Annotated in this window: 16 protein-coding genes; 9 read left to right on the top strand and 7 right to left on the bottom strand. The window is 66.5% G+C overall.

Going from position 1 to position 17,912, the window contains the following annotated elements; translation table 11 throughout:
* Positions 1-3: 3 nt before the first annotated feature.
* The 3 genes from ACWJI7_RS02835 to ACWJI7_RS02825 form a co-directional block, all read right to left on the bottom strand.
* Positions 4-717, bottom strand: a complete 714-nt coding sequence (locus tag ACWJI7_RS02835; RefSeq protein WP_479935184.1) for a rubrerythrin family protein — start codon at positions 715-717, stop codon at positions 4-6.
* A 93-nt stretch (positions 718-810) separates the two neighbouring features.
* Positions 811-2,625 carry a diflavin flavoprotein gene (locus ACWJI7_RS02830; protein WP_479935182.1) on the bottom strand — a complete coding sequence of 605 codons (1,815 nt, stop codon included), beginning with the start codon at positions 2,623-2,625 and terminating at the stop codon, positions 811-813.
* Positions 2,626-2,628: 3 nt separating this feature from the next.
* Entirely contained in the window at positions 2,629-4,368 is a 1,740-nt protein-coding gene (locus tag ACWJI7_RS02825) for a diflavin flavoprotein (protein ID WP_479935180.1), read from the bottom strand.
* A gap of 919 nt (positions 4,369-5,287) precedes the next feature.
* Between ACWJI7_RS02825 and ACWJI7_RS02820 the strand changes: the two genes are divergently transcribed.
* From ACWJI7_RS02820 to ACWJI7_RS02810, 3 genes are all read left to right on the top strand, one after another.
* Positions 5,288-6,286, top strand: coding sequence for a sodium-dependent bicarbonate transport family permease (locus ACWJI7_RS02820; protein ID WP_479935179.1), 999 nt, complete (start codon positions 5,288-5,290; stop codon positions 6,284-6,286).
* 48 nt (positions 6,287-6,334) lie between these two features.
* Positions 6,335-6,649 carry a P-II family nitrogen regulator gene (locus ACWJI7_RS02815; RefSeq protein ID WP_479935177.1) on the top strand — a complete coding sequence of 105 codons (315 nt, stop codon included), beginning with the start codon at positions 6,335-6,337 and terminating at the stop codon, positions 6,647-6,649.
* Between the two features lie 241 nt (positions 6,650-6,890).
* Complete coding sequence (locus ACWJI7_RS02810) at positions 6,891-8,186, top strand: NRAMP family divalent metal transporter (RefSeq protein ID WP_479935175.1); 1,296 nt, start codon at positions 6,891-6,893, stop codon at positions 8,184-8,186.
* Between the two features lie 16 nt (positions 8,187-8,202).
* On the opposite strand, the gene ACWJI7_RS02805 is transcribed toward ACWJI7_RS02810, so the two are convergent.
* Entirely contained in the window at positions 8,203-9,069 is an 867-nt protein-coding gene (locus tag ACWJI7_RS02805) for a DUF6671 family protein (RefSeq protein WP_479935173.1), read from the bottom strand.
* 325 nt (positions 9,070-9,394) lie between these two features.
* Here ACWJI7_RS02805 and ACWJI7_RS02800 point away from each other — a divergent pair, with 325 nt between their 5' ends.
* The 4 genes from ACWJI7_RS02800 to ACWJI7_RS02785 all read left to right on the top strand — a co-directional run bounded on the left by ACWJI7_RS02800 (position 9,395) and on the right by ACWJI7_RS02785 (position 14,731).
* Positions 9,395-10,726, top strand: coding sequence for a CmpA/NrtA family ABC transporter substrate-binding protein (locus ACWJI7_RS02800; RefSeq protein ID WP_479935171.1), 1,332 nt, complete (start codon positions 9,395-9,397; stop codon positions 10,724-10,726).
* A gap of 171 nt (positions 10,727-10,897) precedes the next feature.
* A complete protein-coding gene (ntrB, locus tag ACWJI7_RS02795) occupies positions 10,898-11,674 on the top strand; it encodes a nitrate ABC transporter permease (RefSeq protein ID WP_479935614.1) in 777 nt (258 codons plus the stop codon).
* Positions 11,675-11,803: 129 nt separating this feature from the next.
* The gene (locus tag ACWJI7_RS02790) at positions 11,804-13,804 is read left to right on the top strand and encodes an ABC transporter ATP-binding/substrate-binding protein (protein WP_479935169.1); all 2,001 of its coding nucleotides are present in this window, start codon (positions 11,804-11,806) and stop codon (positions 13,802-13,804) included.
* 87 nt (positions 13,805-13,891) lie between these two features.
* Positions 13,892-14,731 carry a nitrate ABC transporter ATP-binding protein gene (locus ACWJI7_RS02785; protein ID WP_479935167.1) on the top strand — a complete coding sequence of 280 codons (840 nt, stop codon included), beginning with the start codon at positions 13,892-13,894 and terminating at the stop codon, positions 14,729-14,731.
* A gap of 73 nt (positions 14,732-14,804) precedes the next feature.
* Here the strand turns inward: ACWJI7_RS02785 and ACWJI7_RS02780 are convergent, their stop codons facing one another.
* The 3 genes from ACWJI7_RS02780 to ACWJI7_RS02770 form a co-directional block, all read right to left on the bottom strand.
* On the bottom strand, positions 14,805-15,227 hold the full coding sequence (locus tag ACWJI7_RS02780; protein ID WP_479935613.1) for an Hsp20/alpha crystallin family protein: 423 nt from the start codon (positions 15,225-15,227) through the stop codon (positions 14,805-14,807).
* Positions 15,228-15,391: 164 nt separating this feature from the next.
* Entirely contained in the window at positions 15,392-15,877 is a 486-nt protein-coding gene (locus ACWJI7_RS02775; protein ID WP_479935165.1) for an MEKHLA domain-containing protein, read from the bottom strand.
* Positions 15,870-16,754 carry an SWIM zinc finger family protein gene (locus ACWJI7_RS02770; RefSeq protein ID WP_479935164.1) on the bottom strand — a complete coding sequence of 295 codons (885 nt, stop codon included), beginning with the start codon at positions 16,752-16,754 and terminating at the stop codon, positions 15,870-15,872. The genes ACWJI7_RS02775 and ACWJI7_RS02770 overlap by 8 nt, the downstream gene beginning before the upstream one ends.
* Before the next feature lie 479 nt (positions 16,755-17,233).
* On the opposite strand from ACWJI7_RS02770, the gene ACWJI7_RS02765 reads away from it, so the two are divergent.
* Positions 17,234-17,497 (top strand): hypothetical protein, encoded by a 264-nt coding sequence (locus tag ACWJI7_RS02765; RefSeq protein ID WP_479935162.1) that lies wholly within the window; start codon positions 17,234-17,236, stop codon positions 17,495-17,497.
* A 214-nt stretch (positions 17,498-17,711) separates the two neighbouring features.
* The coding region (locus ACWJI7_RS02760) for a hypothetical protein (protein WP_479935161.1) at positions 17,712-17,912 on the top strand (201 nt) is incomplete at its 3' end.

Genomic DNA, 17,912 nt, shown 5'->3' with positions numbered 1-17,912 from the left:
GGATCAGGCGGCGAGCAGCTCGGGTTCGCGGTAGGGCTCGAAGCTGGCCTTGCGGGCGCCGCAGATCGGGCATTCCCAGTCGTCGGGAATGGCTTCGAACGGGGTGCCGGCCACGATGCCCGAATCGGGATCCCCCACGGCGGGGTCGTAGATCATCGAGCACACCTTGCAGATCCACAGGCCGGCCACGGGCGTGGCGGCCTGGCCGGCCGTTCCCTGCCCTTCCAGGGCCCGCAGGGCGACGCCGTAACGGTCGGCATGGTGGTGCTCGATCGGGGTGAGGTGGCCGAAGGTGCTGGCGGCCTTGCGGAAGATGCCGGCATGCTCCCTGGATTCATCGATCTGCCCGTGGAACTCGGCAACCGCCCCGTCGTCCCGGTCGGCGGCGGCGGCGGCGGCGAATTCCGGATACATGGTGGTGTACTCGTAGGTTTCGCCCTCGATCGCAAGTTCGAGGCAGCGGCCCAGCACGGCCTGGGTCTGGTCGGGGGTGAGCGCGGCGGGATCCTCCACCACCAGTTCGGGGTGGAGCAGGCGGAAGTGGGCGAAGGCGTGCTCGGTTTCCTGGGCGGCGGTGTCGCGGAAGAGGCGGGCCAGCTCGGGATGGCCGAGCTGCTTAGCCACGTCGGCGAAGAAGAGGTACTTGCGGTTGGCCATGCTCTCGCCGCCGAAGGCGGCTTCGAGGTTGGCGAGGGTGGCTGGCTTGGAGAGATCCATCTCGGTGGGAAAGCGGTGCGGACTCAGGGACGCCCGGGGGCATCGGCTGAGCCAGAGCCTAACACTAAAGCGGAGTGAGTATGAGTTAGCCCTTCAGTAGCGGGCGCCGCTGCGGCGCTTGTGCACCGCCGTCGTGCCGGCCGCGTCCAGCACGGCGCCATGGGTGACCTCCGCGTAGAGCAGCCAGTGGTCGCCGCACTCCATCCGCTGGCTGACACGGGCCTCCAGCCAGGCCAGGGCTTCCGGCAGCACGGGCTGCCCCCCCGGGCTGCACTCCAGCTCCAGCCCTGCGAAGCGGTCGGCACCGGGCGGGAACGGCTGCAGGAACTGCTTCATCGGTCCGGCCTCCCGCCCCGCGGCCAGCACGTTGAGGGCGAAGTGGTCGCCCACATGCAGCAGGGCTTCCACGGCCCGGTCCTTGGCCACCGCCACAGTGAGACCGGGCGGCGAGAAACTGGCCTGGCTCACCCAGCTCGCCACCATGGCGCCATCGAGGGTCTCGGGACCCTCACCCTTGCGCGTCGTGAGCACACAGAGGGAGCCCACAACCCGGCCCAGGGCCAGCACGGCGGGGTTGCTGCGGCTCTCGCTGAGGCCGCCCCCGGTCACCCGCTGCTGGCGGTTCCGCCGCCGCAGCAGCTCCCGCCCCAGGGCGGTGCCGGTTTCCTCCAGCCGCTTGAGGGTGGGGGCATCCGGAGTGAACTTGACCCGGATCGGATCGAAGGCGAACTGGAAGCCGCCGTCCCGCAGCTTGCTCTCGAGCAGATCGATCGCCTCGCCGCTCCAGCCGTAGCTGCCGAACACTCCCACCGGCTTGTCCCGGTCGCCTTCGGCCAGCAGCGTGCCCAGGGCCGAGACGATCGGAGTGGGGGCGTGGCCCCCCAGGGTGGGGGAGCCGATCATCATCGCGTCGCAGCTCCGGATCGTCTGCAGCAGCTGCTCGGGCGGGGCGAACTCGCAGTTGAGGCTCTCCACCCGCACCCCCGTGCGGGCCACCCCCTGGGCGAGGGCGTCGGCGATGGTGGCGGTGTTGCCGTAGGCGCTGGCGTAGAGCAGCGCCACGGCCAGCTGGGCCTTCTCCTGGCTCTCGCCCCAGCGGCGGTAATCGGCCAGCAGGCTGCGCCAGCTCTCGCTGATGGCCGGGCCATGGCCGGGCGCGATCGTGCGGATCGAGAGTTCATCGAGGCGATCCACCACCGTCTCCACCTGGCGGGCCATCGGCGCCATCAGACAGTCGTAGAAGTAGCGCCGGTCTTCCTCGGTGCTGTCGCGGTTGGCCTCGGCCCACTCCTCGCTGCAGCGATGGGCGGCGAAGAACTTGCCGCTCATCAGCAGCCCGCTGCTCTCCTCGAAGGCCACCAGGGCGCTGGGCCAGCGGGGCGTGGGGGTGGGAATCAGGGTGAGCCGGTGGCCGCCGCCCAGTTCGCGGCTGGCCTCCTGTTTCACCACATCGAGGGGAGGCAAGGGGGGCAGGGGCGCCGGAGCGCCGCTCTCACCGGGCCTGGCGGCGGGCCGGATCTGGCTCCAGAGCTCCTCCAGCAGGCGGGCGCCGGCGTTGGAGGCCACCAGCATCAGGGACGGCCAGCCCGTCGCCAGCTCCCGCAGCAGGGCGACCCGGTTGGGGTTGAGGTGCCCCACCACCACCTTGAGCGCCGCCTCGGCGGGCACCAGCTCCGCGAGCCGCTCCAGGAACGGCTCCGCGAAGGACGCCCCCGGGGGATGGACCAGCACGGGGGGCACGGCCCCTCCGGCGGCGGTGGTGCCCGCCTCGAACAGAAAGCTGTTGGCGGTGGTGCCGCGCTCGAGTCCGTACTCGATCTCGAACCGCAGCCGGGTGGGGCTGAGTCCCCGCAGGCAGATCAGCCCCTCGTCGAGGGGCAGGGTGATGACACGACGGGACTGCTTCATCAATCAATAGTGGTTGCCCACCTTGCGGTGATGCACGGCGGTGGTGGCCTCACTGTCGGCCACGGTGCCCTGCTCCACTTCGGCGTAGATGATCCAGTGGTCGGGGCCCTCCATGCGCTGGACCACACGGCAGCCCAGGTAGGCCAGGGCATCCCCCAGCACGGGCCCGCCGACGGCCACCCCATCGAGGGTGCTCACGCCGGCGAAGCGATCGGCGCCGGGGGGGAAGCGCTTCAGGAAGTGCCGCAGCAGCTCCTGGTGGTTGTCCTCCCGGAGGATGTTGAGCACGAAGCGGTCCCCCACCTGCATCAGGGCTTCGATCGCCCGGTCCTTGGCCACGGCGATCGAGAGGCCGGGCGGATCGAAGCTGGCCTGGCTGACCCAGCTGGCCACCATGGCGCTGCTGCGCTCCTCCTGGCGGGCGGTGACGATGTAGAGGCCGCCGCTGAGGCGACCGAGCGCCTTGTCCAGATCGGCGTCGAGGGATTTCATCGCCGCGATCGTGCGGGCCCGGCCGAGCAGCTGGCCCAGGTCGGTGCCGGCCTCCTCACAGCGCTGGTAATCGTTGCCGTCGGGCACCTGACGCACGCGCAGGGGGGCGAAGGCCTCCTTCTGGCCCAGGCTGCGCAGCTGGGTGGCGACGCTGTCGATCGGCTGGTCGTTGCCGCCGTAGGCGTCGTAGACCGCCACCCACTGCTTCGGCTTGAGGGCGGCCAGCAGGGTGCCGATCGAGCGCTGCAGCTCGGCATCGGGGCTGGCCGGCCAGGTGGGCACCACCACGGCGCTGGCCTCGCCGATCAGGGCCGTGAGTTCCTGGGCGTCGGTGGCGCGCAGGTCGACCAGCTGCACCTGGGCCTCGGCCTTGCCGATGCCGCGGGCGATCGCCTGGCTGAGACGGTCACAGAAGCCGTACTGGCTCACGTAGCAGACGGCGGCGTAGGTGTCGCCGGCGCTGCGCTGGCTGCTCCAGTCGCGGTAGTCGCCGATCCAGAGGTTGAGGTGCTCCCGCAGCAGGGGTCCATGGCCGGTGGCGATCATGCCGATCGGCGGCAGGGCCTCCATCCGCTTGAGGGCCTGCAGCACGCTGCGGGCGTTGGGCCCCATCAGGCAGTCGTAATAGAAGCGGAAATCCGGGGCGATGGCGCCGGGATCGACGTCGAAGACGTCATTGCCGCAGTAATGGAGGCCGAAGGCATCACAGGTGAACAGGATGCCGCTGCCGTGATCGAAGGAGAAGATCGTGTCGGGCCAGTGCAGGTTCGGGGCGCTGAGGAACTCGAAGCGATGCTGCACGCCGCTCCCGGGGTTGGTGCCGAGATCGAGCTCGTCGCCGCTCTTCACCGCCCGGCTCCGGAACGGCCGGTGCAGCTGGTCGGCCAGGTAGGCGATCGCCACCTTCGAGCCGACGATCTCGATCTCCGGATTGCGCTCGAGTACGGCCCCGATCAGGCCGGAGTGGTCGGGTTCGGTGTGGGACACGATCAGGTGATCGATGGCCGCCGGATCGATCTGCTGCTCCAGCAGGGGCAGCCAGGTGTCAGCGAACTTGAGGTGGCTGGTGTCGATCAGGGCGGTGCGCTCGCCCCGCACCAGAAAGGCGTTGTAGGTGGTGCCGTTGCGCAGGCCGAACTCGATGTCGAAGCGGCTGCGGTCCCAGTCGAGGGAGCGGATCGTGGTGGTGTCGGCTCCGATCGCCTCGCACTGCAGGGAGAGGCGGGGCGGGGCCGTGGTGGCGACTGACATCGACGGTGGCTGCGAAGGGCTCAACTCTAGAAACGCCAGGGGATCTTCCTTGGCCGCCGGGCCCCCCGGGCCGGGCTGAGCCGATTCGGCCATCTGATGGCAGCCATAGGAGCGCCTTGGCCCCACGGCAACTCTCCAGGCCAGCCAGAGGGAGTTGGCGGAGCTGCGGCAGCGTCCAGTTCACGGCCCCTACCGCCGAGCCATCAGATAATCCGTGCTTATCGGTTGGATTTACGACTCTTTGCTGAAGCGGCACCCAACACCAGCGCAATGCAATTAAGGTCGGCCATCCTTTATGCCTGCCAACCATGTCTCCCTGCTGAGAGCTCTTGATCACTCTGTGGATTTGGCCTTCACGCTGCCATCCATACTTGAGATTCCTTTGCAATCTGCCCGCATTTTCATTGGCTGGCCAAGCATCTATCTCCTTTCCTTTCCTTTCCTCTTAAAACCGATGACACTTGACTGGAGAGAAATCACGATCTGACCTTCTTTCCCCGTTCTCAGCAGATTCGCCAGGCACCCCCAGTCCCCAGCAAACGTCTTTGGATTGGCGGGAAGCTCGTCACACTCGTTCGCTTGAATCAAGCGCGACTCCTCACGCTTGAGGATTCTCCTGCCCCAGGGCCCGGGGGCCACACCAAACAGCCCCACCGGCCGCCACGGCAGAGAGTCCGACACGATCAGTGACATTGGTTGACCTATTCGCAGCCTTGAGCCTCCTCCAGGCCGCACAGTCACGGCACGTGGTTTCATGCCGGATTGTGGTGATGACATCAGCCCTGGCATCCACCCTCGCGCTGGACGACCAATGACAAGCACGGAAATCCATCGATCTGGCCACAACCTTGTCTTCAATCGTCCAGTGAATCTTGATCCTTCAGCGATTTAAATTTCTAACACAACAAGAGGATTTGAATTGTCCGACTTTCTTGAGCTATTCATCAAGCAGCTTCAGTCTCCAACACTTGGCTTCTTGATCGGCGGCATCGTTGTCGCCTCGTTCGGCAGCCAACTGGCGATTCCGGATGCGATCTACAGGTTCATCACGTTCTTCTTGCTGTTGAAGATCGGGTTGAGCGGAGGCATTGCCATTCGCAATTCCAACCTGTCCGAGATCATTCTCCCCGCCTTGGCGGCCATGTTCATCGGCGTCCTGATCGTATTGATCAGTCGATACACGCTGGCACGAATGCCGGGGATCAAGCTCGTTGATGCCGTTGCAACGGGTGGCCTGTTCGGTGCCGTGAGTGGTTCCACCCTGGCGGCTGTACTGCCCCAGCTGGAGAACGCGGGCATCAAATATGAGGCGTGGGCAGCTGCTCTGTACCCCTTTATGGACATCCCGGCGCTGGTGACGGCGATCGTGGTAGCCAGCGTTTACACAAGTAAGACCAGTGGAGACACTTCCGAAAAACTTGAAATCTGGCCAATTGTCAAGGAAAGCCTGCAGAGCTCGGCTGTCACCGCGTTGCTGCTGGGTATTCTCCTTGGCATTGCCACGAAACCAGAATCTGTTTACGAAGGCTTTTTCGATCCGCTGTTCCGTGGTTTTCTCTCCATCCTGATGATCATCATGGGGATGGAGGCCGCCCAGCGCATGAATGAGCTGCGGAAAGTGGCCCAGTGGTTTGCGATCTACGCCTTTATCGCACCCCTGCTGCATGGATTTATCGCTTTCGGGATTGGCCTGATCATTCACAAGCTCACCGGGTTCAGCATCGGTGGTGCTGTGGTGCTGGCTGTGATCGCCGCTTCCAGTTCTGACATCTCCGGCCCGCCAACCCTTCGAGCCGGCATTCCTACCGCCAATCCTTCCGCCTACATCGGTGCCTCCACCGCCATCGGAACGCCGGTGGCGATCGCCATCGGCATCCCGCTGTTCATGGGGCTCGCCGAGGTCATGCTGGGCAAATAGGGTTCTTGATACCATTGTTGAACACACGTCCAAACAGAGGTCATTTCCATGAGCCAGCCAGTCTGCAAATTGGTGATCATCACAGAAGAAATTCTGCTGAAGAAGATCGCCAAGATCATCAAAGAAGCCGGTGCTTCCGGATACACTGTTTTAGCGGCGGCCGGCGAAGGCAGCCGCAATGTTCGCTCCACCGGAGAGCCCAGTGTGTCCCATGCCTTCTCCAACATCAAATTTGAAGTTTTAACCTCCAGCCGCGAATTGGCAGATGCCATTCAAAACAAGGTGGTGGCCAAGTATTTTGACAACTATTCATGCATCACTTACATTTCCACCGTGGAGGCATTGCGGGCACATAAGTTCTGACCCAATCTGATCTGACATCAACCCGTCCTGATCCCATCTGCTCCCGGCTGTGTACCCGTTGCATGGCCGGGCTTTTTCTCTCTGTCGCCGAGCGATGTCCTCCACCACCCCCCCGGGCCGGCTGTCGCGGGCGCAGGAAGCCGCCAACGACGTCCGGGCTCCGCGGATGGCCCAGCCTGGGGCTGGAGTTCAGATGCGGCTTCCCTGCGATTGATCAAACTGTTGGCTGCCCTCGGCCGCCATGAGTTCCAACGCCGTTTCCACCCGCCTCAGCCTGGCCGGGCTGCGCCAGAGCCTCGGACCCGGCGTCCTGCTGGCCGGTGCCGCGATCGGGGGGTCCCACCTGGTGGCCTCCACCCAGGCGGGGGCGCGCTACGGCCTGGGACTGGTGGGGCTGGTGCTGCTGATCAACCTGATCAAGTACCCCTTTCTGCTGGTGGGCACCCGCTTCACCGCCGCCACCGGCCTCAGCCTGCTCGAGGGGTATCAGCGCCAGGAGCGCTGGTATCTGCCCCTGTTCCTGCTGATCACCGCCGCCACCGGTGTGGCCAACATCGCGGCGGTGGCGGCCGTCTGCGGCAGCCTGGCCACCAATCTCCTGCCCGCTCCGATCGGGGCGTGGCTGCCGCCCACCAGCCTGGCCGTGCTGCTGCTGGCCTTCTGCCTGGTGCTGTTGCTCTGGGGGCACTACCGGAGCCTGGATCGGTTCAGCAAGGGGGTGGTGGCGATCCTGGTGGTGAGCACCTCCGTGGCCACCCTGGCCGCCCTGCTCAGGGGGCCGGTGTCCGGGGAGCCGATCGGTGCCATGTTCAGCCCCAGCCCCTGGACCCTGCCGGCCCTGCCGTTCCTGATCGCCCTGATGGGCTGGATGCCCTGCCCGCTCGATCTGGCGGCCTGGTCATCGCTGTGGATCTTCGCCCGCCGCGAGGATTCCGGCCACCGCGGCAGCCGGGCCGAGCTCGAGGCCGACTTCAACATCGGCTACGGCGCCACCGTGGTGACGGCGGTGCTCTTCCTCCTGCTGGGGGCCTGGGTGATGCACGGCACCGGCCGCAGCTTCTCGCCGGCCGGTGCCGTCTTCGCCCGGCAGCTGATCGATCTCTACACGGCCAGCCTCGGCAGCTGGGCCTACCCCCTGATCGCCCTGGCGGCCTTCACCGCCATGTTCAGCACCACCCTCACCTGCCTGGATGGCTATCCCCGTTCGCTCTCGGCCGGCCTGCGGTTGCTGCGGGGGTTCCGGGGCCGCGACGTTCAGAACAGCACCGAGCACGGCCTGTGGATCGGCCTGCATGGCCTGGCCGCCGCCTTGATCCTGGTCCTCTCCGCCAGCTCGATGGGCGCCCTGGTGCAGCTGGCCATGGTGGTGGCGTTCGTGACCACACCGCTGCTGGGCTGGATGAATCTGCAGGTGATCCAGGGCCGCCAGGTGCCCCCGGATGGGCGGCTGGGGCCACCCCTGGGGGCCATTGCCCGGGTGGGCCTGGTGCTCCTGGGCGGCTTCGTGGTGCTGTTCCTTCTGAGCCTGAGCCGCTGAGGCAGCGGACAGCCGATCAGGGATTGCAGAACGGGCAGTACTGGGGATCGGCCCCGGTCCGTCCGTCGGCGCGGGGACGCTCCTCGCTGGCGGAGCAACCGACGCAGCCCCAGCGCTCGCGGTGCACCAGCGCCGTCGGTGTGCCGCACCAACGGCAGGGCAGACCCGGCAGCAGCTCCACCCGTCCCCAGCCCGGGGCGGAGCAGGATGGGCAGGGGGTCCCGATCCGGCGCACCAGCTTGAAGGCCAGGGCCCGGATCGAGGCCATCCGGGTGGGATTCCGGTCGGCCCGCATGTCGGTTTCGACCAGGGCGAGGCCGTCGGCGGAGGCGGCGGCGGCCGCCGCGATCGCCGCCGCCAGGTGCTGGCGGCCGTGCAGCCCCTTGGCCACCGCTACGCCCACTTCGCCCCGCTGGGGACGAACGGTCAGGGCATGGGACGGAAAGTTCACTCGCTGGGGCCAGTCGGCGAGGGCCTCGAGACTGGCGGTGGGACGCTGGTCGAAGTTGGTGCGGCGTGCGATCAGCCGCTCCGTGATCACCAGATTCCGGCTCCGATCCACCAGGGTGATCAGCTCCTGCCCGACGGCCAGACAGGGCAACTGCGGATGGGGCCCGAAACTTCCCTCGCTGGCCAGCCCCAGGGGGAGGCCGGTTTGGTCCATGCCCAGTTCAGCCTTGCGCCGGCAGGCCTCTTCGGCGCTGCCCTCCCGGGGAACGGTGCCACAGAAGCTGCCGAACGCATCGGTGTCGAGGCCCGGCGGAATCCGCAGGTCCACTCCCAGGGCCACCCGAAAGGGTCGGGAGAGGGCGCGCTCCTTGCCGTGCATGGTGGCGAGGGCGGCGGAGCATCCGGCGTAGGGATGGCTGAGGGGAACGGACAAACCAAGCCCGGCGGGGAAGTCAGAAGGTCCAGAGCCTAGCTTTGGCGGCCCATTTCTGAATTCGGCGCTGAAGAATCTGCGATCGATTGTCCGGGCTTATGGCAGGTATACGCGATCCTTCGCAATGGACCCATTCGGCCAATCCAATCGGCATTAAGGTCTCTCAGCCGCCGCAACGGTAACCCATGCCCCAACCCTAAGGCACCTTGATTGGGCGTTCGCAGTTCTCATTTGTAGATCGAGTCTCATCGCCCGCTTCACAGCAGTTTCTCACCATATAGACGACACAAGTTGTCGTCTATCTCGTTCTCCTGCCACCACAATCATGTCGAATCGTCGTCAGTTTCTTTCCCTGTTCAGCGCCGCCCTGGCCAGCACGCTGGTGCTCCAGTCCTGCGGGAATCCACCCGACAAGGGAGGAGGGGCCGATGGGGGCCCAGCCTCGGCTCCGGTGGCCGATGCCAATCTCGAAACCAAGTCGATCACGATCGGGTATGTGCCGATCCTGGAGGCCGCCGCCCTGGTGGCCGGGGTGGAGAACGGTTTCTTCGCCAAGCATGGCCTCGAGGTGAAGCTGGCCAAGCAGGCCAGCTGGCCCGCCGCCCGCGACAACGTGGTGATCGGCTCCGCCGGCGGCGGCATCGACGGCGGCCAGTGGCAACTGCCGATGCCCCATCTGATCAGCGAGGGCATCATCACCAACGGCAACAAGGTGCCGATGTATGTGCTGGCGCAGCTCAGCAGCCAGGGCAATGGCATCGCCGTGTCCAACTCCCTCAAGGATGCCAATCTGCGGGTCAATCTCACCCCCGCAGCCCCCACTATCCTCGGCTTCCCCAAGACCGAAGGCCGCAAGTTCCGGGCCGCCCACACTTTCCCCAATGCCAACCAGGACCTTTGGATCCGCTACTGGCTCGGCGCCGGCGGCATCGACCCCGACCAGGACATTGAGCTGCTGACCGTGCCCTCCACCGAGACATTGCAGGGGATGCGCAACGGCACGATGGAGGCCTTCAGCACGGGGGATCCCTGGCCGTTCCGGATCGTGGCCGACAACATCGGCTACATGGCCGCCCTCACCGCCGAGATCTGGCCGGTGCACCCGGAGGAGTTCCTGGGGGTGAGGGCCGACTGGGTCGACAAGCACCCCAAGGCCACCCAGGCCCTGCTCAAGGGGCTGATCGAAGCCCAGCAGTGGGCCGACAAGCCGGAGAACAAGATGGCCCTGGCCCAGATGCTCAGCTCCCGCGCCTACTTCAACACGCCGGTGTCGGTGCTGGAACCGGCCCTCAAGGCTGAGTACAAGCTGGGGGCCGATCTGAAGCCCTCCAATGATCCCAAGCTCGGCCCCCTGTACTGGGCCAGTGATCGCGGCGTGATTTCCTACCCCTACAAGAGCCTCAACCTCTGGTTCCTGGTGGAATCGATCCGCTGGAAGTTCCACCCCGGCCAGCTCGACACGATCGAGCAGGCCCAGGCCATCGTGGACAGGGTGGTGCGGGAGGATCTCTGGAGGCAGGCAGCCACCGAGCTGGGTGTTCCCGCCGCTGACATCCCCACCGGCTCCTCGCGTGGCAAGGAGACCTTCTTCGACGGCATCGTCTTCGATCCGGAGAACCCCCAGGCCTACCTCGACAGCCTGAAGATCAAGCGCTGAGCGCCGGCCATCGCCTCCGGTGCTGCTTGCGGTGCCGGAGTTTTGCTCCACCAGCCGGGGAATTCCCCGGCTGCATCCTTCCTTTCCTGTCGTCCTCACCGGGGCGAGCGTTCCATGGTTTCCATTCCTCAGCCCCATTCCGGATCCAGCAGGAATCCCATCCGTTGGCTGATGCTCAACCGCAGCACCTGGCTCTATCCCCTGCTGGGGATCGGTGGGTTTCTGGTGGTCTGGCAACTCAGCGCCAGCCTCAACCTCACCCGCCTACCGGGCCCGTTGAGCCTCTGGACCAATGAGCGCACCCGGGAACTGCTGATGTATCCCTTCTACGACCGCGGTGGCCTCGACAAGGGCCTGTTCTGGCAGACACTGGCGAGCCTGACCCGGGTCGCCCAGGGCTATCTGCTGGCCGCCGCCGTGGGGATCGCCGCAGGGATCACCGTGGGCCTCAGTTCGGCGCTGAACCGGGCCTTCGATCCACTCTTCCAGTTCCTGCGCATGGTGGCGCCCCTGGCCTGGGTGCCGATCGCCCTGGTGGTGTTTCAGAAGAACCAGCCGGCGGCGATCTTCGTGATCTTCATCACCGCCATCTGGCCGATCCTGATCAACACCGCCGAAGGGGTGCGCCAGATCCCCCAGGACTACCGCAACGTGGCCCTGGTGCTGCAGATGTCGAAGGGACGGTTCTTCACCAAGGTGCTGCTTCCCTCCGCCCTTCCTTACATCTTCACGGGTCTGCGCATCTCGATCGGCCTGGCCTGGTTGGCGATCATCGCCGCCGAGATCGTCATGTCCGGCATCGTCGGCATCGGTTTCTTCATCTGGGATTCCTACCAGCAGAACTACGTCAGCGACATCGTGCTGGCCGTGATCTGGATCGGCGCGGTAGGTCTGCTGCTCGACCGAGCCATGGCCTGGCTGCAGAGCCGCCTCACCCCCGGCCAGTGAGGGTGTAACGGCCGACGTCTCGACTCGCTTTCTCGGCGATTGATCGTTTCCTCGATTGGCTTTCTCCACGCTTGACCGGCTTCCCGCCCACGCTCCAGCCCACGCTCACTCCCTTTCGAGTTCCCCACGATGACCGCACTGGTTGATGTCCGCGCCATCGAGAAACGCTTTGCCCTGCGCGGCGGTGGCCACTATCTGGCCCTGAAGGGCATCGATCTGGAGATCCGCAGGGGGGAGTTCATCTCCCTGATCGGTCACTCCGGTTGTGGCAAGTCCACCCTGCTGAACATGATCGCCGGGCTCGATCTGCCCAGCGAAGGCACGGTGCTGCTGGATGGCGAAGCCATCCAGCGCCCCGGCCCCGACAAGATGGTGGTGTTTCAGAACTATTCCCTGCTGCCCTGGCTCTCTGTGCGCGAGAACATCGCCCTGGCGGTGGATGAAGTGATGGGCAAGATCGCTCGCCGCGAGCGGGATGCCCTGGTGCAGGAACACATCGACATGGTGGGGCTCGGCCCGGCGGCCACCAAGCTGCCCCTGCAGCTCTCCGGCGGCATGCGCCAGCGGGTGGCCATCGCCAGGGCCCTGGCCATTCGCCCCAAGTTGCTGCTGCTGGATGAACCCTTCGGGGCGCTCGATGCGCTCACCCGGGGAAATCTGCAGGAGAAGTTGATGCAGATCTGCAATGAGCATGAGCTCACCGCGGTGATGGTGACCCACGACGTGGACGAGGCGGTGCTGCTCTCGGATCGGATCGTGATGCTCACCAACGGCCCCGGCTCGGGGATCGGCGGCATTCTCGAGGTGGACATCCCCCGCCCCCGGGCCCGCCTGGAGGTGGTGCACCACCCCAGCTACTACAGCCTGCGCTCGGAGATCATTTATTTCCTCAACCGCCAGAAGCGGGTGAAGCAGTGGCGCTCCAGGCCCCACCAGGTGGTGGCCAGCCATGGCCTTGAGAAAGTGAACCTGGATCTGGGTTTTCTGCCCCTGGCCGCCAGTGCCCCCCTGGCCGTGGCGGAAGCCCACGGGCTCTTTGCCAAACACGGTCTCGACGAGGTGAGCCTGATCCGGGAAACCAGCTGGCGCGGCATTGTCGACGGGCTGGTGGATGGCACCCTCGATGCCTCGCTGATGCCGGCGGGGATGCCCACCTGGATGACGGCCGGCGGCCACGGCGGCACGCCGTTGCCGATCGTGACGCCGCTCACCCTCAGCCGCAACGGCAATGGCATCACCCTGGGCCGCCGCCTGGCGGAGCAGGGGGTGCGCACGGTGGAGGACTACCACGCCTATCTGAAGAGCCACGGGCGGGAGCCCCACACCATGGGGATCGTGCATGAGGCCTCGATGCACAACCTGCTGCTGCGTTACTGGCTGGCGGCCAACGGCATCGATCCCGACCACGACGTGCACCTGCAGGCCCTGCCACCGGCCCAGATGCTGGCCGACCTCAAGGACGGCAGCATCGACGGCTATTGCGTGGGCGCCCCCTGGCTCGACCGGGCCATCCGGGATGGCCACGGCATCGCTGTGGCGGGCGATCTGGCGATCTGGCCGGGCCACCCCGCCAAGGTGCTGGGCCTGCGGGAAGACTGGGCCGTGGCCTACCCCAACACCCACATCGCCCTCACCAAGGCGTTGCTGGAGGCCTGCCGCTATTGCGCCGATCCGGCCCACTGGGCTGAGCTCAGCGAGCTGCTCAGCGACCGCCGTTACCTGGGCATCCAGCCGGAGCTGATCCGCTTCAGCGAGGCCAGCGCCGATGGGGACCGGGGCGGGCCGGAGAGCGAAGCAGCGGTGCCGCATCACCTGTTCTTCGGGGAGGGGCTGAACCGGCCCAGCCGCACCGAACACCTCTGGATGCTCACCCAGATGGCCCGTTGGGCGGAGATTCCCCTGCCGCGCAACTGGGTGGAGATCCTCGAGCGGGTCTGTCAGGTGGGGGTGTTCAGCACCGCCGCCCGGGAGCTCGGCCTTGAGGCGATCAGCTACCAGCGCCAGGGCATTGCGCTTTTCGATGGCCAGGTGTTCAACGCCGACGACCCGATCGGCTACCTCAACAGCCAGACGATCAAGCGTGATTTCAGCATCGCTGAAATCCCCCTGGCTCCACCCCGGCGCGCCTGATGGCCGGGAGCGCCACGCTCCGCCCTGTCACAAGCTTCCTCAGCCCAGTTCCTGTTCCCAAGCCCACCTCCCTCAGCGAGATTCCCGATGGCCACGATGCTTCAGCCCCCGGCCGCAGACCTGGCGATCCCGCCGGGCGAGGCCTTCCTGCGCTTCGAGAACGTCAGCAAGGTGTACCCCACCCCCACGGGTCCCTATCCCGTGCTGGAGGGCATCGATCTGGACGTGAACCAGGGGGAATTCCTCTGCGTGATCGGCCACTCCGGTTGCGGCAAATCCACCCTGCTGAACATGGTGTCGGGCTTTTCGACCCCCAGTGAGGGCCGGGTGGTTCTCCACGGCCACACGATCACCAAGCCCGGCCCCGACCGGATGGTGGTGTTCCAGGGCTATGCGCTGCTGCCCTGGTTCAGCGCCTACGAGAACGTGTATCTGGCCATCGATTCGGTGAAGCCCAACCTGCCCACCCTGGAGAAGAAAGAAATCACCCGCGAGCACCTGGCCATGGTGGGGCTCACCGAGGCGGCGGAGAAGAAGATCAACCAGCTCTCCGGCGGCATGAAACAGCGGGTGGCGATCGCCCGGGCCCTGGCGATCCGGCCGGAGGTGCTGATCCTCGATGAACCCTTCGGAGCTCTTGATGCCATCACCAAGGAGGAATTGCAGGAGGAGCTGCTGACGATCTGGAACACCCAGAAGTGCACGGTGTTGATGATCACCCACGACATCGACGAGGCATTGTTTCTCGCCGATCGCCTGGTGATGATGACCAACGGACCGGCCGCCAGGATCGGCGAGATCGTGGAGATCAACTTCCCGCGGCCGCGCAACCGCGAGGAGATCATGGAGGACCCGATCTACTACGGCATGCGCAACCAGGCGCTGGAGTTCCTCTACAGCCGCTTCGCCCACGACGACACGGCGTGAGTCAACAAAAAGCCCCGGCCTGATGGCCGGGGCAAGGGTCCTCGTGTCTCGATCACGGCCGGGCGCGTTGTACTCAGCCTTCCACTTTCACCACAACGGTGCTGTGGGTCTGGGCCTTGGGGGCCGTGACGGTGAGCAGGCCATCGCGGTAGCGGGCTTCGATGCCCTCCCGCTCCAGGCTGGCGCCAAAACGGAAGCTGCGGCTCCAGGTGCCGTAGCGGAACTCGCTGTGGATGGGACCGTCCGCCTTGGCGTCCTCGTCGTTGGCGTCCCTGGGGCCGCTGCTGGCAAAGGAGCGCCGCTCGGCTGAGATCAGCAGGGAGCGGTCGGTGGCCTTCACTTCGATCGAGTCCTTGTCGACGCCGGGCAGTTCCAGCACCACGACGTAGGCCTGGTCGGTTTCGTGCACTTCGGCGGCTGGCACTCGCTCGGCCTGATGGACCTGTTGCTCCAGACGCTCGAGCAGATCGTAGGGGGAATGGCGCAGGGTCAGCATGGTGATGTCCTCCACGGTTGGGATGATTCGGGTGGTATCCAGATCACCCGCTCAGCCAATGTGACGCGTTTTGGTGCCAGCGAAGCTGGCGAAAACCGATCCCTTCCGTACGGCCTTCACGCCTCGGGCGGTCTCCCCTACCGCTGGAGCGGAGAACCGAACGATCAGGCCAGCCACCACCAGCGGGCAAAGGCGGCCGCCTGGCCGCGGGGATGGCCGTCCGGGTCGCGCAGGGTCCAGAGGCGGGCCCCGCTGATGGCGAAACGCCGTCCGGAGCTGTCGATGCGGATGCCGTGGTAGCCGCTGATCGCCTCCTGCCTCCAGGCGCTGGCCAGCAGCCGGGCCCGCTCGGGGCGCTCGGCCGGCTCGGCCGTGAGCCGCGAGGGCATCCCCACCATCTGGGCCCAGGACCTGCGCCAGAGGCGCAGCGCCGCGGCGTTGGCATAGGTCAGCAGGGGGTCGTGGACATCGCCGTCATGGGCGAGCACCACCACCGAAGCGACGAACAATTCCTGGGCCGGCGGCCCCGCGGCGACGATCAGCGGCCTGCCGTAGGCGGACCGGTGGCTCGCGAGCAGCCACCCCGCCCGCTCGATCAGCCCGGGCTGGAGCCAGGGGGGGGCGAGTGGAGGCGTGGTGGCCTCAACCACCGGGGCCCATCGCCTGGGCCATGGCCAGCTGGGCCATCCGGGTGCCCTGGTCACGGAGGCGCTCCAGGAAGAGACGGTTGGCCTCCGGGAAGCGGGGTTCGGCGGCCAGCGGCAGCTCACCGGCCTCATCGAGCCCGGTGTCGCCCTCCATGGCCGGAGTGATCACCACCAGATCCGGATCGAGGGCGGCGGTGTAGCTCCACCAGCGGCCCGGGTCGCTCACGGCGGGGTGCACCGGGTGCGGCACGTGGCGGGCGGCCGGGCGCGAGCCCCCCCCGGCGGCGGCCAGCTGCTTTCTCCGCTGCACGGCCAGATCGGCCAGCAGCTGGTCGCGGGAGCGGCCGCGCAGCTGGAACAGCACGAAGGGGTCTTCGCTGAAGCGATCCCCCATCAGGTAGTAGACGGCGCTGGTGTGCTTGCAGGGGTTGGCCTTGTCGGGGCAGCTGCATTCGCTGCGCACCTCCTGCAGCTTGAAGGGAAACAGGCGCCGGCCACTGGCGGCGAAGGCGCGCTCGATGTCCTGGGGCATCAGGCCGGCCAGCAGCTGGGCCGACCAGCGGGCCTTCTGGCCGAGGGCCTCGAGCACGTAGCCCCAGTCTTCATCGCTGAGCACATCGAGCCAGAGCTTCACCTTGTAGGGCTCGGCCTCGGTGCCCTGCACCCGGGCATGGACCCGGCGCCCCTCGAAGCGAATCGAGATCACGTTGCCGGAGCGGGCGTAGGCCCAGGCGCGCTCGAGCCGCTTCTTGTAGCGGTAGGAGTTGATCAGCTCCATCCACTGCTCCACCCACCAGGGCTGCTGCCCCAGGCCCTGCTGGCCCAGCTGGGTGGTGATCGGGTTGCCGCCCAGGGCGGAACCGGAGCCGGAAACGGTCATGCTGAAAGTATGACGAGCCGCCGGCGAGCGGTGATGGCGTTTGGCCACCCATGGGGGCGTCCCCTTCTGCGTGGATACCCGCTGCATCGACCGCGGCACCTGCTGGCAGTTCGATCCGGCCCACTTCGCCCCCACCGGCCGCACCTCGCACGGGTGGGCCCAGCCGCAGGGGGCAGTGCACTCCTGCGGCTGGGCGTTACGCCGGAGCTTCGGGGCGAGCAGCTGGCTGATCACCCGAAGGCGGTCCGACGGACGCCCCGACAACGTGTTGATCGACTCCCCCCGCTGGAGCGGGGCGCTGGCCCGCCGGATCGATGCCCTGGGCGGTAGGGCCCCCATCTGCTCAGGCACCGCGCCGATGCCGACGCAGCTCCTGAGGCGGAGCATCCCTTCGAGGGACGCGAGCCCCTGCCGCTCGATGCTGATCTGCTGGTGGTGCTGTTCGCCAGGCAGGTGTGTCTCAGCGGCGATCACCTCTGGTGGGGCCTGGATCCACCGGGAGTGGTGGCCCCCACCGGGTCTGCTGGTGGAACTGGGAGGAGCAGCTGCGGTCCGTGGAGCGGCTGCTCGATCTGGACGTGCGCTGGCTCTTGCCCGGCAACGGCCGCTGGCATGCCTTCGCGGCTGGGGAGCGGCTGCGAGAGCTGGAACGCTTGCTGGAGCGGGGGCAACCCATGGGGCTGGGGGAGACAGAGCACGGATTTGCCGGGGTCGCATGGGGTTGTCTGCTGGCCCACGCCTGATGGATCGCCACCGCAAGGAGCTGCCGGATGTGCGCGATGCGGAGGAGGGCAGCGCGGCGCTGGTTCGGCGCCCCTGTGTCGAGAAACTCTCGGCACAGGGGTGGCATGGCACCTGTCTGCAGCTGATCGAAACGTTCTCGACGCCCCGGGGGAGTGACGAGCCCAGCGGACTGCCTGTCACCCAGCGGACAACTGGTTCTCGGACCCGTCTAAGTTGCTGCCTCAGGTCGGGCATGACGAGTTCAGTCGTTCTGCTGCAGGAGCTTTCACTGCCGACGAACGGAGCCTCAATGGTCTTATGCAGCCGGAAGGACTGGACGGGAATGGATCGCGGATGCGGCGAAATACAGTTGAACTAAACCGCTTCGCGGCAGGTTCCAAGAATAATCATAGCCAACTTTTGTCGATTCAAGGC

This window comes from Cryptocyanus atlanticus LEGE 06306, from assembly GCF_056633155.1.
Note: the sequence above shows the minus strand (reverse complement) of the source record. Positions and strands in the feature narration are given on the sequence as shown.

What these genes read in the sequence shown, in the direction of transcription:
- ACWJI7_RS02815 (WP_479935177.1), top strand. Translation starts at nt 6,335, where the DNA reads ATGAGCCAGCCAGTCTGCAAATTGGTGATCATCACAGAAGAAATTCTG.
- ACWJI7_RS02825 (WP_479935180.1), bottom strand. Translation starts at nt 4,368, where the DNA reads ATGTCAGTCGCCACCACGGCCCCGCCCCGCCTCTCCCTGCAGTGCGAG.
- ACWJI7_RS02810 (WP_479935175.1), top strand. Translation starts at nt 6,891, where the DNA reads ATGAGTTCCAACGCCGTTTCCACCCGCCTCAGCCTGGCCGGGCTGCGC.
- ntrB (WP_479935614.1), top strand. Translation starts at nt 10,898, where the DNA reads ATGCTCAACCGCAGCACCTGGCTCTATCCCCTGCTGGGGATCGGTGGG.
- ACWJI7_RS02835 (WP_479935184.1), bottom strand. Translation starts at nt 717, where the DNA reads ATGGATCTCTCCAAGCCAGCCACCCTCGCCAACCTCGAAGCCGCCTTC.
- ACWJI7_RS02780 (WP_479935613.1), bottom strand. Translation starts at nt 15,227, where the DNA reads ATGCTGACCCTGCGCCATTCCCCCTACGATCTGCTCGAGCGTCTGGAG.
- ACWJI7_RS02800 (WP_479935171.1), top strand. Translation starts at nt 9,395, where the DNA reads ATGTCGAATCGTCGTCAGTTTCTTTCCCTGTTCAGCGCCGCCCTGGCC.
- ACWJI7_RS02790 (WP_479935169.1), top strand. Translation starts at nt 11,804, where the DNA reads ATGACCGCACTGGTTGATGTCCGCGCCATCGAGAAACGCTTTGCCCTG.
- ACWJI7_RS02770 (WP_479935164.1), bottom strand. Translation starts at nt 16,754, where the DNA reads ATGACCGTTTCCGGCTCCGGTTCCGCCCTGGGCGGCAACCCGATCACC.
- ACWJI7_RS02785 (WP_479935167.1), top strand. Translation starts at nt 13,892, where the DNA reads ATGGCCACGATGCTTCAGCCCCCGGCCGCAGACCTGGCGATCCCGCCG.
- ACWJI7_RS02830 (WP_479935182.1), bottom strand. Translation starts at nt 2,625, where the DNA reads ATGAAGCAGTCCCGTCGTGTCATCACCCTGCCCCTCGACGAGGGGCTG.